The sequence below is a fragment of the Rhodobacter sp. SY28-1 genome, from assembly GCF_005222785.1.
Lineage (GTDB): Bacteria > Pseudomonadota > Alphaproteobacteria > Rhodobacterales > Rhodobacteraceae > Tabrizicola.
This window is the reverse complement of sequence record NZ_STGH01000004.1, coordinates 93,984-109,801: the sequence shown is the minus strand read 5'-3', so window position 1 is coordinate 109,801 and position 15,818 is coordinate 93,984. Positions and strand designations below refer to the sequence as shown.

The 15,818-nt window shown below is 66.2% G+C and carries 14 protein-coding genes; 1 reads left to right on the top strand and 13 read right to left on the bottom strand.

The window, feature by feature from the left end; translation table 11 throughout:
- Window positions 1-56 precede the first annotated feature (56 nt).
- The 9 genes from E8M84_RS19580 to E8M84_RS19540 all read right to left on the bottom strand — a co-directional run bounded on the left by E8M84_RS19580 (window position 57) and on the right by E8M84_RS19540 (window position 10,190).
- Window positions 57-1,301, bottom strand: coding sequence for an ABC transporter substrate-binding protein (locus E8M84_RS19580; RefSeq protein WP_137112932.1), 1,245 nt, complete (start codon window positions 1,299-1,301; stop codon window positions 57-59).
- A 195-nt stretch (window positions 1,302-1,496) separates the two neighbouring features.
- On the bottom strand, window positions 1,497-2,375 hold the full coding sequence (locus E8M84_RS19575) for a carbohydrate ABC transporter permease (protein WP_137112931.1): 879 nt from the start codon (window positions 2,373-2,375) through the stop codon (window positions 1,497-1,499).
- The gene (locus E8M84_RS19570) at window positions 2,372-3,262 is read right to left on the bottom strand and encodes a carbohydrate ABC transporter permease (RefSeq protein ID WP_137112930.1); all 891 of its coding nucleotides are present in this window, start codon (window positions 3,260-3,262) and stop codon (window positions 2,372-2,374) included. The genes E8M84_RS19575 and E8M84_RS19570 overlap by 4 nt, the downstream gene beginning before the upstream one ends.
- Before the next feature lie 114 nt (window positions 3,263-3,376).
- Window positions 3,377-4,627, bottom strand: a complete 1,251-nt coding sequence (locus E8M84_RS19565) for an ABC transporter substrate-binding protein (protein ID WP_137112929.1) — start codon at window positions 4,625-4,627, stop codon at window positions 3,377-3,379.
- A gap of 34 nt (window positions 4,628-4,661) precedes the next feature.
- Window positions 4,662-6,185 (bottom strand): aldehyde dehydrogenase family protein, encoded by a 1,524-nt coding sequence (locus tag E8M84_RS19560; RefSeq protein WP_137112928.1) that lies wholly within the window; start codon window positions 6,183-6,185, stop codon window positions 4,662-4,664.
- A gap of 1 nt (window position 6,186) precedes the next feature.
- A complete protein-coding gene (locus E8M84_RS19555) occupies window positions 6,187-6,954 on the bottom strand; it encodes an enoyl-CoA hydratase/isomerase family protein (protein ID WP_137112927.1) in 768 nt (255 codons plus the stop codon).
- Entirely contained in the window at window positions 6,951-8,522 is a 1,572-nt protein-coding gene (locus E8M84_RS19550; protein ID WP_137112926.1) for an acyl CoA:acetate/3-ketoacid CoA transferase, read from the bottom strand. The genes E8M84_RS19555 and E8M84_RS19550 overlap by 4 nt, the downstream gene beginning before the upstream one ends.
- Window positions 8,519-9,514 (bottom strand): Gfo/Idh/MocA family protein, encoded by a 996-nt coding sequence (locus tag E8M84_RS19545; protein WP_240790458.1) that lies wholly within the window; start codon window positions 9,512-9,514, stop codon window positions 8,519-8,521. The genes E8M84_RS19550 and E8M84_RS19545 overlap by 4 nt, the downstream gene beginning before the upstream one ends.
- 181 nt (window positions 9,515-9,695) lie before the next feature.
- Entirely contained in the window at window positions 9,696-10,190 is a 495-nt protein-coding gene (locus E8M84_RS19540; RefSeq protein WP_137112925.1) for a MarR family transcriptional regulator, read from the bottom strand.
- A gap of 222 nt (window positions 10,191-10,412) precedes the next feature.
- On the opposite strand from E8M84_RS19540, the gene E8M84_RS19535 reads away from it, so the two are divergent.
- A complete protein-coding gene (locus tag E8M84_RS19535) occupies window positions 10,413-11,183 on the top strand; it encodes an aldolase/citrate lyase family protein (protein WP_137112924.1) in 771 nt (256 codons plus the stop codon).
- A gap of 63 nt (window positions 11,184-11,246) precedes the next feature.
- Here E8M84_RS19535 and E8M84_RS21895 read toward each other — a convergent pair whose 3' ends face one another.
- From E8M84_RS21895 to E8M84_RS19515, 4 genes are all read right to left on the bottom strand, one after another.
- On the bottom strand, window positions 11,247-13,214 hold the full coding sequence (locus E8M84_RS21895; protein WP_346763699.1) for an aminotransferase class V-fold PLP-dependent enzyme: 1,968 nt from the start codon (window positions 13,212-13,214) through the stop codon (window positions 11,247-11,249).
- Window positions 13,215-13,306: 92 nt separating this feature from the next.
- Window positions 13,307-14,065 (bottom strand): inositol monophosphatase family protein, encoded by a 759-nt coding sequence (locus E8M84_RS19525; RefSeq protein WP_137112923.1) that lies wholly within the window; start codon window positions 14,063-14,065, stop codon window positions 13,307-13,309.
- A gap of 134 nt (window positions 14,066-14,199) precedes the next feature.
- A complete protein-coding gene (locus E8M84_RS19520; protein WP_137112922.1) occupies window positions 14,200-14,514 on the bottom strand; it encodes a 2Fe-2S iron-sulfur cluster-binding protein in 315 nt (104 codons plus the stop codon).
- Between the two features lie 7 nt (window positions 14,515-14,521).
- Entirely contained in the window at window positions 14,522-15,814 is a 1,293-nt protein-coding gene (locus tag E8M84_RS19515; RefSeq protein WP_137112921.1) for a glutamine synthetase family protein, read from the bottom strand.
- Between the last annotated feature and the right edge of the window lie 4 nt (window positions 15,815-15,818).

Below are 15,818 nucleotides of genomic sequence, written 5' to 3'. Positions count from 1 at the left end.
GTCCTCATGTCGTTGGTTGGCCCCGTCCCGGGGAGTACGGGACAGGGCCGGTTGCCTTACCGGGCCGCCGCGATGGCGTCGGCAAGGGCGGTTGCGGCCTCTTCCGGGGTCTGGTCAGAGTTGAAGAAAGCGGTGATGGCGTCGGTGGCGGCGCCCACGACCGAAGCGTTGGCCGCATGGGTTCCGGCGAAGGTCGGGACAGCGGTGCCGCCTGCGTCATTCGAAGCAAGGCTGGCGCTGGTCGCTTGCGCGCAGGCATCCATCGCCGACAGGTCGATGTCGGTCCGGGCCGGGATCGCACCCTTGGCCTGGTTGAAGGCGACCTGCACGGCGGGGTCCATGATCGCGCTGGCCAGCACCTCCTGTCCCTTCACAAGGTCCGGGTCGGTCTGGGTGAAGAGCGACAGCGAGTTCACCAGGTAGACGAACCCGTCGCCCTTGGCCTTCGGCACCGGGATGCAAGCATAATCGTCACCGGGTTTCTTGGCAGCGTTGGTGAATTCGCCCTTGGCCCAGTCGCCCATGATCTGCATCGCGGCCTCGCCGTTGATGACCATCGCCGAGGCAAGGTTCCAGTCGCGGCCGGGGAAGTTCGCGTCCACCATGCCGCGCAGCTGCGCCATCTGGGCGAAGACCGCGACCATCTCGGGCCCGCGTAGGGTGGCGTCGTCAAGCTCGATCAGGGCCTTGCGGTAGAAGTCAGCGCCGCCGACGCCCAGGGCGACAGCCTCGAACATGTAGGCTTCCTGCCAGGCCTGGCCGCCATGGGCGAGCGGGATGATCCCGGCCTCAAGGAATTTGGGGGCGAGGGCGTTCAGCTCCTCCCAGGTCGTGGGATAGGCCGCGCCGATCTTGTCGAAGGCGGCCTTGGAGGCCCAGATCATGTCGGTCCGGTGGACATTGGTGGGCACGCTGACGTAGTGGCCGTCGACCTTGGTGAAGTCCTTCACCGCCTGCGGCAGGGCCGCGTCCCAGCCCTGAGCTTCAGCCAGCACATCGACGTTGCCAAGCATCCCTTCGGCGGCCCAGTCGAGGATGTTCTGGCCAAGGATCAGTACGGCGGCGGGCGGGTTGCCTGAGGCGATGCGGGCCTGCAGCGCGGTCTTGGCCTGGTCGCCGCCGCCCCCCGCGACGGGCGCGTCGGTCCAGGTGACGCCTTCGGCCACCACCTTGTCACGCACCGCGCCAAGGGCCGCTGCCTCACCCCCGGAGGTCCAGAAGTGCATCACCTCGACCGAAGGCTCGGCGAGGGCCGGGCTGGCGGTGGCCAGCAACAGTGCGGTTATGGACAAGACCTTCATATTCGGTATTCCTTCCTGCTGTTCGCCCTTGTCGGTCTGAAGCGGGCTTGGGTTGAACATGACCGTCGGGTGGTTGCCGCCGCCCGGCGGTCGCCTTTCACGTCCTTTGCCGATGCGCGGGACGGTCGGGGTCGGGACCAAGAATTTTCGAAAATTCTTGGCAAAAGTTTTCGAAAACTTTTGCGGTCGCGCAGGTCATCCCTTGACGCTCCCCGCCATGAGGCCGCGGACGAAGTAGCGCCCGGCGACGATGTAGACGATCAGGGTGGGCAGCGCGGCCAGGATCGCGCCCGCGAAGTGGACGTTGTATTCCTTCACGCCGGTCGAGGACTGGACGAGGTTGTTGAGCGCCACGGTCATCGGCTGCGAGGTGCCACCGAACGAGGCTCCGAACAGGAAGTCGTTCCAGATGTTGGTGAACTGCCAGATGACCGAGACGACGGCGATGGGGCCGGAAACCGGGAGCAGGATGCGCCAGAAGATGCGGAAGAACCCTGCCCCGTCGATCATCGCGGCGCGGACAAGTTCCGTGGGGAAGGCCGCGTAGTAGTTGCGGAAGTAGAGCGTGGTGAAGCCGATCCCGTAGACGACGTGGACGAGGATCAGGCCGGGGACAGAACCCGCAAGGCCGAGTTTGCCCAGGACGACGGCCATCGGGATCAGGACGATCTGGAACGGGATGAAGCAGGAGAAGAGCATCAGCCCGAAGACCCAGGTGTCCCCTCGGAAACGCCATTTGGTCAGGACGTAGCCGTTCAGCGCACCGACGATGGTGGAGATGGCGACGGCGGGGACCACCATCAGGATTGAGTTCAGGAAATAGGGCTTGAGGCCGGTGGGCTCGACCCCGATCTGGGCGGTGGACCAGGCAGAGCGCCAGGGGTCCAGGGTCCAGGTAGACGGCAGGGCCATCATGTTGCCGCCGGTAATCTCTTCCAGCGGTTTCAGAGAGTTCACGCCCATGACGTAGAGGGGCAGCAGGTAGAAGAGCGCGAAGAGGATCAGGACCAGGTAGATGAAGGCCCGCGTGACGCGCCCGGTGGAGACGGCGGTGTCCTGGGTGACGGCGCTCATGCCTTCTTCTCCTTCAGCTCGGCGTAAAGGTAGGGGACCATGATCGCGGCGATGGTCATCAGCATGATCACGGCGGAGGAGGCGCCGATGCCCATCTGGTTCCTAGTGAAAGTGTAGGAGTACATGAAGGTTGCGGGCATTTCGGTCGCGCGGCCGGGACCGCCTCCGGTCAGCGCGATGACGAGGTCGTAGGACTTGATCGCCAGGTGGCTGAGGATGACGAAGGCCGACAGGAAGGCGGGGCGGAGGAGAGGGATGACGATCCGGCGGTAAAGCTGCCAGTTCGACGCGCCGTCGATCTGGGCGGCCTTCAGGATCTCGTTGTCGATGCCGCGCAAGCCTGCAAGGAACATCGCCATCACGAACCCGCTTGTCTGCCAGACGGCGGCGATGACGATAGTGTAGATCGCCATGTCGCCGTCCTTGATCCAGGTGAAGGAGAACGATTCCCATCCCCACAGATGCATGATCTTTTCCAGCCCGATGCCGGGATCTAGGAACCATTTCCAGGCGGTGCCGGTGACGATGAAGCTGAGCGCCATGGGGTAGAGGTAAATGGGCCTGAGGACGCCTTCGCCCCGGATCTTCTGGTCGAGGAAGATTGCCAGCATCAGGCCGATGGCGGTGCAGATGGTAATGTAAAGCGTGGCGAAGATCGCGATGTTGGTGATCGCGGTGGTCCAGGCAGGAAGGGCGAAGAGTTTCTCGTAGTTCTCGAAGCCGACCCAGTCGTAGCGGGGCAGCATCTTCGAGCCAGTGAACGAGAGGACGACAGTAAAGAGGATGAATCCATAGACGAAGAGCAGCGTCACAGCAAAGGAGGGGGCAAGCACCAGCTTTGGCAGCCAGTCCTGCAATCGCGTGCGGAAATCGACCTCGGTGGCCATCCTGTCCCTCCCGTTGGTTCTGCTGGCCAAAATCCTTGAGCAAGGATTTTGACAGATTCCTTTCTCAAGGAATTTGGGTCGGGGGGCAGCGCTGTGCCGCCCCCCGAAAGACGCTTACTGCGCGGCGGCTACGGCTTCGGCCAGAGCGGCGGCGGCGGCGGCGCCATCGGCGTATTCGCCGTTGAAGGCCGCGGTGATCACGTCATAGGTCGCGTTCTTCACCGCCGCCGGGGCTGCGTGACCATGCGCCATCGAACCAAAGAGCGTGCCGGCGGTCGAGGCTTCGGCAAGGTCCGCCATGCCCTTCTTGCCGCAGTCGTCGAAGGCGTCGTTCGGCACATCCGTCCGCGCCGGGACGGAGCCCTTCACCACGTTGAAGGCCGATTGGAAGGCCGGGTCCATGATCGCCTTGGCCATCGCGACCTGGGCTTCCTGGGCAGCCGGATCGGCCTGGTTGAACATGGCGAACTGGTCGGAGTTGAAGGTCACCGACCCTTGGGTTCCCGGGAAGCGGATGCAGACGAAGTCAGTCCCAGGAACCTTGCCGGCCTTCAGGAACTCGCCCTTGGCCCAGTCGCCCATCATCTGCATCCCGGCCTCGCCGTTGATCACCATGGCGGATGCCAGATTCCAGTCGCGGCCCGAGAAGTTGTCGTCGACGTAGGTAAGCAGCTTGATCAGGCGGTTGAAGGCTTCGGCCATTTCCGGACCGCCGAGGGCCGCGGGGTCGAGGTCGATGAAGGCCTTCTTGTAGAGGTCTCCGCCCATGCCAAGGACGACCCCGTCGAAGACGGTCGCTTCCTGCCAGGGCTGGCCGCCATGGCCCAGGGGGGTGATCCCGGCCTCTTTCATCTTGTCGAGGACGGCCACCAGTTCGTCCCAGGTGGTCGGCGCGGCCAGGCCAGTGGCATCCAGCGCGGCCTTGTTGATCCAGACCCAGTTGGTCGAGTGGACGTTGACCGGGGCCGCAACCCACTTGCCGTCCGAAGTCGAGAAGCCTTGCAGCGCGGCGGGGACGACCTTGTCCCAGCCTTCCGCAGTGGCGGTGGCGGTCAGGTCGGCCAGCGCCCCTTCCCCGGCCCAGTCCAGGATGTCGAAGCCCAGCATCTGGACGGCCGTCGGCGCATCGCCCGCCGTGACCCGAGCGCGGAGCGCGGTCATCGCGGCCTCGCCACCGCCACCGGCGACGGGCATGTCGACCCAGCCGGTGCCAGCCCCGGCAAGGTTGTCTTTCAGGACGTTGAGGGCAGCAGCCTCACCGCCGGACGTCCACCAGTGCAGGACTTCGACGTCCTCGGCGAAGCTGATCGAAGTGGTCATCACCAGAGCCGCCGCAGCGGTCATCGTTCTTCCGAAAAGGCGCATGGTTTCCTCCCGTTTTGCGCTTCACTTGCCCGCCTTAGCGGGGTCTTACCCAAGGCGCCCGGGTGCGGCCGATTCGCATCACGAGCGACTTGATTTCCATGAATTCGTCGAGGCCGTAGCGACCAATCTCGCGGCCCAGGCCCGATTGCTTGACGCCGCCAAAGGTGACCTCTGGAAAGCCGTCCATCCAGGTGTTGGTCCAGACCGTGCCGGCCTGGGCGGCGCGGGCGAACTGAAGGCAGGTGTGGACGTTCTCGCTCCACACCCCGGCTGACAGGCCGTAGTCGGCGTCGTTCACAAGGGCCAGGGCTTCGTCCAGCGTGCGGAAGGTCAGGATGGTGAGCACCGGGCCAAAGACTTCCTCGCGGGCGATGGCCATGTCGGGGGTGACATTGGTGACGATCGTCGGCTGGTAGAACTGCTGGGTAAGGCCGGGGATGTCCAATAGCTTGCCGCCGAGCGCGACTGTGGCCCCGGCCTTGGCTGCGGCGGTGACGTAGGCGTCGATCTTCTGCCCGTGTTCCGGGCTGACGATGGCACCGACTTGCGTTGTGGGGTCAAGGGGGTCGCCGAAGGCAACCTGTTTCGAGAGTTCTACAACGCGGGCGGTGAAGGCTTCCGCGATGTCTTCGTGAACGATGATGCGACTGCCGGAATTGCAGCATTGGCCGACGTTGAAATAGACGCCGAAGGTGACGGCATCGGCGGCTGACTCCAGATCTGCGTCGGGGAAGATCACTTGCGGGTTCTTGCCGCCGAGTTCGAGGGCGACTTTCTTGAGCGTGATGGAGGCGGCGGAAGCGATGCCCCGGCCCACGGCGGTGGAGCCGGTGAAGGTGACCATGTCGACGTCCGAGTGGCTGGCGAGAGTCGCGCCGACGGGCTGGCCGTAGCCGAGGACGATGTTTACGACGCCCGGCGGAAGGCCCGCTTCTTGCAGGAGGTCGCAGAGGATAACGGTGGTCGAGGGCGTGAGTTCGGAGGGCTTGACGACACAGGTACAGCCTGCGGCCAGAGCGAAGGGAAGCTTCTGGGACAGGATCCAGAACGGGAAGTTCCAGGGCGTGATGATCGATACGACGCCAATGGGCTCCTTCAGGACAACGGCGAGGATGTCCGATCCCAGCGAGTTGTGACTGTCGCCGTGCAGCGTCCGGGCGAGAGAGGCGGCGTAGCGCCAGAGGTCGGCGGCGCCTGAGACCTCACCCCGCGCCTGGGTGATCGGCTTGCCGCTCTCCAGAGTCTCGATCAGGGCCATGCGGTCCGTGTTGGCCTCGATCAGGTCGGCGACTTTCAGCAGGACCGTCGCGCGGGCCTTGCCGGGAAGCTGGCTCCAACGGCCATCGTCAAATGCGGCGCGGGCGGCGGTGATGGCGGCTTCGGAATCTTGGATCGTTCCAACTGCCGAGCGGCTGACCACAGTGCCATGCGAGGGGGAGAAGCGTTCGGACCAGGCGGCGTCCCCGGATCGGACGAATGCGCCCCCGATCCAGTGTCGGTTCACCCGAAGTTCGGGTAGCGTCGCGCCGATAGAGGGGATCAGGGTCAGGTCTAGCATCTCAAGTCCCCGGAAATTCTGGTTTGCGCTTTTCCTGGAAGGCGGTGACGCCCTCGTTTCGGTCGGCGCTGGCGGAGATGGCGGCGGAGCCCAGCGCCTCGATCAGGGCGGCGCTGTCCTCGCCCTGTCCGGCATGGATCATCGCCTTGGTGATCTCGGTGGCGCGGGGGGAAAGGGTGGCGGCTTTCTCGGCGATCTCTTGCGCGGTGGCGCGGACGTCATCGGCCACTTCGGCAACGAAACCGCAGGAGAGGAGACGGTCTGCCGGGATGCGGCGGCCCAAGAGGGCCATTTCCTTGAGAATGCCTTCGGGGATCAGGCGGGCGAGGCGCTGGCTGCCGGACCAACCGGGGACGATGCCGACGCCAGCCTCGGGCAGCGCGATTGTGGCGCGGGCGGTGATGATGCGGATGTCGCAGGCTGCCGCAAGTTCCAGCCCGCCGCCGAAGGCGTGGCCGTTGAGCGCCGCGATGGTGGGTTTCGAGAGGCGCGCGAGGCGGTCGAAGATGCGGTGACCGCCGCGGACCCAGTTCCGGGCGAATTCGGCTGGGGATAGCCCACCCCAGGCGTTGATGTCGGCGCCGGAGCAGAAGGCCTTTTCGCCCTCGCCCGTGATGATCACGGCACGGACTTCGGGGCGGGCTTCAATCACCTCCAGATGGCTGGCCAGTTGCCCGAGCATTTCCACCGTGAAGCAGTTCAGCTTAGCCGGGTTGTCCAGCGTCAGCGTGGCGACGGGACCTGAGATGTGAAGGCGGACGCCGCTCATGGCTGCCACCCCATCACGCCTTCGGAAAGAAGGGACAGCGGCATGGTAGTGGCGTTGTCAGCCACGGTGACCCGGCCCTGCGAGGAGGCGACGATGTCGCGAGCGGGGTCAATGCCCGGCATGATCTCGGTCGCGACGAGGCCGTGGTCGGTGGACCGGATCACGCAGCGTTCGGTGATGTAGAGCACTTCCTGACCCTGCGCGCGGGAGCGGGTGCCGGAGAAGGTGACGTGTTCGACGCGCTCGACCATCTTGCAGAACTTGCCGGGGGTCGCCACCTTGACGCCGGTCGGGGTCAGCTCCACCCCCGCCCCGGCCTCGAACCAGCCGGAGAAGACGATCTTGCGGGCATGGGCGGTGATGTCGACGAAGCCACCGCAACCTGCGGTGAGGTATGGCTTTTTCCCGAGCTTGGAGACGTTGACGTTGCCTTCGATGTCGATCTCCAGGAAGGAAAGGAACGACATGTCGAAACCGCCGCCCTGGAAATAGATGAACTGTTGCGGCGAGGGGACAAAGGCATCGGCGTTGGAGGCGCAGCCGAAGGCGAAGCCAGTCAGTGGCATGCCGCCTACGGCGCCCTGTTCGATGGCCCAGGTGACGGCCTCGGGGTGGCCTTCCTCCAGCAGGATGCGGGGGACCATGGCGCTGATGCCGAAGCCGAGGTTGGCGGTCATGCCACCCTTGAGTTCAAGCGCCGCGCGGCGGGCGATGACCTTTTCGACGCCATGTTCCGCGAGGGAGAAGGAGGACCAGGGCCGCATGATCTGGCCGGAGATGGCGGGATCGTAGGGGGTTTCGGTGGTCTGGCGCTGGTCGGGGTCGATCACGATCAGGTCCACGAGATGGCCGGGAACTCGCACGTCATGCGGACGCAAGCTGCCCTTGGCCGTCACGCGAGAGACCTGCGCGATGACGAGGCCACGGTTGTTGCGGGTTGCGATGGCCTGTTCAAGCCCGCCCAGATAGGCGCCTTCGTGTTCGTAGGTCAGGTTGCCCCAGTCATCCGCCGTGGTGGCCCGCAGGATGCAGACGTCAGGCTGGATGTTCGGGAAGTGGAGCCAGGCCTCGCCCCCGAACTCGACGCGGTTGACGATGGGCGCGGCGGCGCCCCGCGCGTTCATCGCGCACCCTTCGCGGATCGGGTCGGCGAAGGTCTCAAGCCCCACCTTGGTCAGGACGCCGGGGCGGCGGGCTGCGGCCTCGCGATGCATGTCGAACATGATGCCGGAGGGGACATTGTAGGCGGCGACGCGGTCCTCGACGATCATCTTCCAGATTTCGGGCATCGGCAGGTTGGAGGAGCCGGACGGGTAGGAGCCAGCGAGGACGCGGGCGAGGAGGCCGTCTTGCGCGATCCAGTCCATGCCCTTGACGCCGTACATGTCCCCAGCGGCGATCGGATGGAGGGTTGTGATGCCGCGCGGGTGGCCTTCGGCGCGGAAACGGTCGCCCAGCGCCTTGAGGACCAGGTCGGGGCAGCCCAAGGCGGACGAAGACGAGACGGTGACGGTGGCGCCGTCGGGGATACGGGAAACGGCTTCGGACGGGGAGACAAGCTTGGTCATGCGGGCACCTTCACGGGCTGGCGTTGGCCGGTCCGCGCAGCTTCGCGCACGGCCAGGGCCACGGCAAGCGAGGCGACGCCGTCTTCGCCCGTCGCGGCGGGGCTGCCCTGCCCCGCGACGGCAGAGAGGAAATCGCTGATGCCCTGGGCGTAGAGGTTGTGCGGGGAGTAGGGCACGGATTCACGGCCCTGGGCGGTGACCAGTTCGATCTCGCCAACCGGCTGCTGCGTCATCACCCCCCGGGCGAAGATCGAGCCCTTGTCGCCATGCACCTCCAGCCCCGATCCGGCGAAGGGGTGGGTGAAGCTTTCGTGGGACAGGACCATCGCGCCCGAGGGCATGGTCCAGACCGACATCGCAGAATCCTCGACCCCCTGCCCCATCCCTGACGCGGCCATCTGCGCGACGACAGAGACCGGCGTTTCGCCCAGAAGGAAGCGCGCTACATCGGCGTCGTGGACAGTAATGTCAGGGATTACCCCGCCGCCCGCGTCCGGATTGTCGATGCGCCAGCCCTGCAGGTGCGGCGGCAGGTGGACGGCGTGGAAGAGGCGGAGCGAGAGGACGCGGCCGATGCGGCCAGCGCGGATCAGGTCGCGGACAGCCCGGTGCGAGCCCGCGCATCGCAGGTGGTGGTTGGTGGCGAAGACCCGCCCGGCCTGTCGCGCCGCGCGGACCATCTCGGCTGCTTCGGACACGGTCAGCGCCAGCGGCTTTTCGCACAGCACCTGCTTGCCCGCCGCAATCGCGGCCAGCGCCTGGCCGTGGTGCTTTTCGTTGGTCGAGGAGATGTAGACTGCCTCGATGGCCGGATCAGCCAGAACGCGGTCAAGCTGCGCAGATGCGACCGGGATGCCGTGGGCGCGCGCGAAATCTGTGGCGCGGGTGGGTGTGGTGCTGACGACAGCGGCCAGATCCTGCCCGGCCCCGCGCAAGGCGCCGATCATGTGCTGAGCAGCAATCGTACTTGCCCCAACCAAAGCCCAGCGCATGATTCCCCCGTTTTGTCTCGTTCCAATTCTTAATGGAACGATCCAAATGACGTCAAGGTCCGATCTGCAGATTTTGCCCGGGGCATGCAAATCCTTTCCACCGGCCAAGTGGCACGACGGAAGTTCATGGACGCGGGACAGGTCCTGGTGGCGTTGCAGGGCCGTCAAGCGCCCGCGAGTGTCAGCGTTTCGCCTTGGAGCTGGGCTTCCGCTCCGCACCGGGTGCTACGGGATTGAGGTCCAGCTTCTGCAGGTCTTCCAGAAGGTCCAAGAGCGCTTCAAGCCGGTCGTGGCCGAACTCGGTCTCGATCCGACCCAGGATGGCGGCGCTTTGCTTGGCATGGGCGTTGACCAGCGCAAGCCCGACAGGTGTGATCGCGACGATCGACTTGCGCCGATCTTCCGGCGGGGTCATCCGCGAGATCAGGCCTTCCTCTACCATCGGGCCGACCATGCGGGTCAGGCTGGACAGGAGAAGCACCGCCTCGGCCGCAACCTGGCTGAGTTCCAGCGGGCCGCGTTCCTGCAACACGCGCAGGACCCGCCACTTCTGTTCGTTGACACCAGAGGTCGCCAGCATGCCACGCAAGGGGCCCATCACGGCCTCACGCGCGCGCAAGAGCGCAATCGGCAGGGACCTGCGGGTCTGGCGGAACGGTGGCGGCTGATCGGTCATGTCCGGGTTATCGCCTGTTTTCGGGCGGGCGACAATGCTTGCGATGCCGCAGTGTCGCGAGGACCTGCGCCTGCCTTGCCCGAGCCCTTGCCGGTTGCAGCGGGCGTGGGATTCCTCTGGCCAGCCCAAGCACTTGCGCTGTAGGGTCATGCGGCACGGGCGGCTGTTCCTTTCCAGCCGTCGCCCTGTCCAAAGCGCCAACCCCGAACGTCGAGTGTCGCAATGCCTGCCCCCCGGAACCACCTGAAACGCCGTCTGTCCGAGGGAGAGACGCTGTACGGCTGCTGGCTTGGCATGGCAGACCCTTACGCCGCCGAAATGGCCGCGACCTGTGGCTTCGACTGGCTGCTGATCGACGGGGAACATGCGCCGAACGACCTGCGGTCGACGATGGCGCAGCTGGCGGTGATCGAGCCTTCGCCGTCCTTGCCCGTGGTGCGGCTGCGCGACGATGATCCGGCGCGGATCAAGCAGGCGCTGGACGCGGGGGCACAAAGCCTGCTGATCCCGATGATCGAAAGTGCCGATCAGGCGCGGCGGGCCGTGGCGGCGACGCGCTATCCGCCCGATGGCATCCGGGGTGTGGGGTCGTCGCTGGCGCGGGCCTCGCGGTTCTCGGCGATCCCGGATTACCTGAAGACGGCTGGGGACCAGATCTGCCTGATCCTGCAGCTCGAAAGCCGGGTGGGGCTGGCGGCGCTAGACGAGATCCTGACGATCCCGGGGGTGGACTGCGTCTTCATCGGGCCGTCGGACCTGGCCGCCGACATGGGGCATCTGGGGAACGCCGGCCATCCGGAGGTGCGGGGGGCGGTCATGGACGCGCTGGCGCGCATTGCGGCATCGGGCAAGGCGGCCGGGGTGTTGTCGACGGAGGACCCGTTCATCGCCGACTGTGTGACGGCGGGGGCGCGGTTCGTGGGTGTGGGGATCGACGTGCTGGCCTACGTCGGCGCGTTGCGGGCGCGGGCGCGGCAGTTCATTCCCGGGTGATGCCTCGTCGTGCGCCCACGGCTTCTCCTCGCAGCGAGGAGAAGCGAAGCGCACGAGGAGCGGTCAGACCAGCGCCAGCGCCCGGATGGGTGAGCCGGTGCCGTCCTTGATCTTCAGGGGCGTCACGATCAGGACCGCGCCCTTCGGTGGCAGCTGGTCGAGGTTGCAGAGGCTGGCAAGGCCGAAGCAGTTGTCCCGGTGCAGGAAGTTGTGCGCCGGAAACGGCGGGCTGAACTTGCCCGCCATGCCCGCATCGGTGCCGATGCACTGGGTGCCCCAGCCGACGATCCCCTTGCCGAGGAGGTAGTCGATGCAGTCGGTGGACGGGCCGGGGGAGTGGGAGCCGTCCTCGTATGGGTCGGGGTCTTCGTTCAGGAACAGCTCTTCGTCGTGGGACCGCTTGTCCCAGTCGGTGCGCATCAGGACCCATTCTCCCGGCCCGATTGGCCCGTGCTTTGCCTCCCACGCCTTCACATGGGTGGCGGTCAGGAGGAAATCGGGGTCGGCGGCGGCCTCGGCCGAGCAGTCGATGACGTTCACTGGCGCGATCAGGCGTTGGACCGACAGGGTGTCGGTAAAGCCGTCCGGGTGGTCCTTGCCCGACAACCAATGGTGCGGCGCGTCGAAATGGGTGCCGGAGTGTTCGCCGAGGGTGAGCCAGTTCCAGGCCCAGAAGGGGCCGTTCTGGTCGTAGGCGCTGATCGGGTGGATGGCGACCTTTGGGGTGTTCTTCGCAAGGTCCGTGGGCAAGCGGAGGATCGGGGTTTCGGGGCCAAGCTGGGCGGTGAGGTCGACGACCTTGACGCCCCCGCCCGCAAGCCCCGTGGCGAGGCCCGCCAGCACTTCGGCAGGGTTTCCACTTCTTTCCCCCTGCCCCGCGAAGCGGCGGCGGCGGCGGGTCATCACCTCTTCGACCATGTCGAAGACGGCGTCCACGGCGCGTTCCTCGGTCACGAAGCCGGGGGACATGCGCAGAATCGGGCCGCGGAAGTCGACGGAGTAGCCCTCGAACCCCAAAGCGCCGACGCAAGCGGCGGCTTCGGCCTTGTCGGGCATGCGGATCATCACCGCACCGCCGCGCTTGTGGGCGTCGCGGGGGGAGTGGAGCGGCAGGTCCAGCCGGTCGGCGCGGATGATCACCCGGTCGACCAGACGGCGGTTGTGGGCGGCGACGTCGTTCAGGTCCTGCTTGGAGAACCACTCCATCGCCGGAAGTGAGGCGATGGCCGCGACAGACCCCGGCGTGCCGGTATCGAAGCGGCGGACGTCGGGGGCGTACTCGAATTTGTCGAGGTCCCAGGAAAACGGGTTGTTCTGGGAGAACCAGCCGCGGCCTTCCGGGGTGAGGCCGGGGATCAGGTCCTTGTCGGCGTAAAGGATGCCTGCCCCCGGCGTGCCGCAGAGCCATTTGAGGCTGGTCGAGACGACGAAATCCACCCTCGGGTTCATCGCGTCAAAGGGCATCAGGCCCGCGCCTTGGGTGATGTCGGCGACCATCAGGCTGCCCATCCGTCGGCCGTGGGCCACGAGGGTTTCGTAGTCCATCTTCGAGGAGCCGATGGAGGTGACCCAGGTGAGGAGAGCGAGCCCGACGTCGGGGCCCCAATGGCTCAGGAAATCCTCGGTGGTGACGAGGGGGAGGCCTTCGCTGAGGGGGACGGTAGTCAGGGTGAAGCCCATCTTCGGGGCAAGGCCCGCGAGGAGGAAGTGGAGCGAGGGGAAGCAGTCGGCGGCGGCCAGGACTCGCTTTCCCTTAAGGGTGCCTTCCGGCAGGGCACGGAGGATCTTCTGCAGGCCTTCGGTGACATTGTCGACAGTGGTCAAGCTGCCCTTCGGGACGTTGATGAGACGGCGCCAGCGGTCGATGAAATCCTGCCGCTTCCGCAGGACGTAGCCCCACTGTTTGTCGTTCGGGGCGGCCCAGACCTCGGAAAACTCGGCCATCGCGCGGGCCATGTCTTCTTCCTTGCCGGGATAGATGCCGATGGAATGGTAGAGGAAGTAGCCCCCCGTCGTCGTGTTGCTGGCCAAGGTATGCCGTCCTTCCCACCCGTTTGCCCGGGAACGATAGGGCACATGCGGGGGGGCCTCAAGATGTTTCAAGCTTGAATGATCTGGCAGGATCAATCGGCGCGGTGGGGGGCGAGGGTCCGGGCCCAGTCCGAGGGTAGGTTCAGGTCGAAAACCTGTCCCGCAAGGACATCGACCGTGCCGTCCGGGTGGACCTTGAACGCCGTCGGCAGGCCTGCCGCGCGGCAGATGGCGAGACCCGCAGCGCAGTCCCATAACCCGCCGACGCGGGGCTCGATGTAGCCTTTCAGGCGGTGGGTGGCGACCAGCATCAAGGAGAGCGCGCAGGAGCCGAAGAGGCGGGGGGAGAGACCTTGGGCCTCGATGGCGGCCTCAAGGGCGTGGCGGTCGGCGGCGGGCCAGCGGTCGTTCCGGCCAAGGCCGATGCAGGGGGGATCGGTCGAGCGGGAGCCGGGGGCGAGGCCGGTTTCATGGATCGCGGTGCCGTCGGTCACAGCCATGAGGCCCAGCGCAGGGGCGAGGATGCCACCGGCGATGGGTTGGCCGCGATCCATCAGGCCAACGGAGATCGTCCAGAACGGCAGTCCGGAAAGGAAGTTCGAGGTGCCGTCGATCGGGTCCACGGCCCAGAAGCGGCCGGAGGGTCGGCCGCCCATCTCCTCACCCAGGATGCCATCGTCAGGAAAGTGCCGGGCAAGGAGGCGGCGAAGGCTCACTTCGATAGCGCGGTCGGCGTCGGAGACGAGGTCGCCGGGGGCCTTGGCCTCGATGGTGCGGGCTTGGAGGGTGTTGAAGAAGCCGAGGGCCTGGGTGCCTGCTTCGGCGAGGATTGCGGAAAGGGTGTCGTGCATCGGCGTCTCCCGGCGGACGGGGGCGAACTTCGATCAGCCCGGCGCAGGCACAAGCGGGGGCCTCCTCGTTCGACTTCGTCTCCTCGTCGGCGGGGACCTAGCGAGGAGTGACGAAGTCATCGACGAGCGGTGTGTCAGAGCTCCGGCACGCTGAGCACGATCCCGTCCAGCGCGGCGGTCATCCTGATCTGGCAGGAGAGGCGCGAGGTCGGTTGGCGGCCGGCCTCGGTGATGTCGAGCATGTCTTCCTCGAACGCACTGGGCGGCCCTGCCCGGTCCGACCACGCTGGGTCGACGACGACATGGCAGGTGGCGCAGGACATCGACCCGCCGCATTCGCCGATGATGCCGGGGACGCCGCGGGCGGTGGCGGCTTCCATCAGGCTGGTGCCTGCGGCGACGTCGAGGGTGATTTCGCGGCCATCGGCCAGTTTCCAGGTGGCTTTCATCGGTCCCTCAGACATACCAGATGTAATAGTCACGCAAGGCCGCGCCCTCGAGGCCATCGGTCTTGGTCACCTCGATGCGCTTCATGAAGACGTGGTGTTCGACAAGTTCCGGGCCAATCGCGGCCGCCAGCGCCGTGTCGGCCTCGAGATCGTCCATCGCCTCGGCCAGAGAGGCGGCTACGCCGTAGCCCGCGTCGGTGCGGTCAAAGCCGTCGCCGGCCTCGGGCGCGGGGAGGGTGTAGCCGTTCTGAACCCCCAGAAGACCGGCCTGCAGGAGGGCGGCGAGCGCCGTGTAGGGGTTGCAGCTGGCATCGGCCATGCGGTGCTCAAGCCGGGTCTTCGGGCCTCCTTCTTCCGAGACGCGAACCGTCACGCCGCGGTGGTCGCCGCCCCAGTTGCACCAGTAGCCCGACATCGAGGCCGGTTGCAGGCGAAGGTAGCTTCCCACGGTGGGGGCGAGAAGACCGGCAAGGCCCTTGTGATGATGGAGCCAGCCCGCGACGACGCCTTTGGCGAGGTCGTTCATGTGGTCGGGGCCACCCTTGGCGCCGGTTTGCAGGGCGTTCTTGCCCGCCTTGTCGGCGAAGGAGAGGTTGAAATGCAACCCCGAGCCGCCCTTTTCCAGGATCGGTTTCGGCAGGAAGGTCAGCAGGATGCCGTGGTCCAGCGCCACTTCGCGGGCCATCTGGCGGAAGAGGACCATTTCGTCCACCGCCTTGACCGCCGTGTCATAGGCCAGGGTGAATTCGTATTGCGGGGTGTCGTATTCGGCCGTGATGAGGTCGAGCTTGAACCCCGCCTCTTCGGCCCGGTTCCAGATCGCATCGGTGAAGCCTGCAGGGTCGGCGAAGGGGCCGGTGCCGTAAACGATGCCGCCGGGGGCGTGCATGGGGGCGATGGAGCCGTCTTCGGCGATCTCGAAAGCGAAGGCTTCGAGTTCAATGCCGACTTTGGGGGTGAGGCCCTTGGCTTCCCAGGCCGCGACGGCGCGTTTCAGGGCGCTGCGGGGGCAGAGGGGGATGCGTTGGCCGTCGCTGTCGTAAAGGTCGCCGGTGACGACCTTTGTGTCGGGTTCCCACCCCTGGCGGATTTCCGACGCCTCCCAGCGGAGTTCCATGTCGGGAATGCCTTCGCGGCATTTGGTGTGGGGCGCGTCAAGGATCAGGTCCTTGTCCCAGTGCACGCTGAAGGTCGGCCGCGCCATGCGGGTGCCGTCGGATTTCAGTTTCGACGCGGGCAGGTATTTACCGCGCATCAGGCTGAGGTGGTCGCAGAACATCGCGCGCAGGCGGTCGGCCATTTCG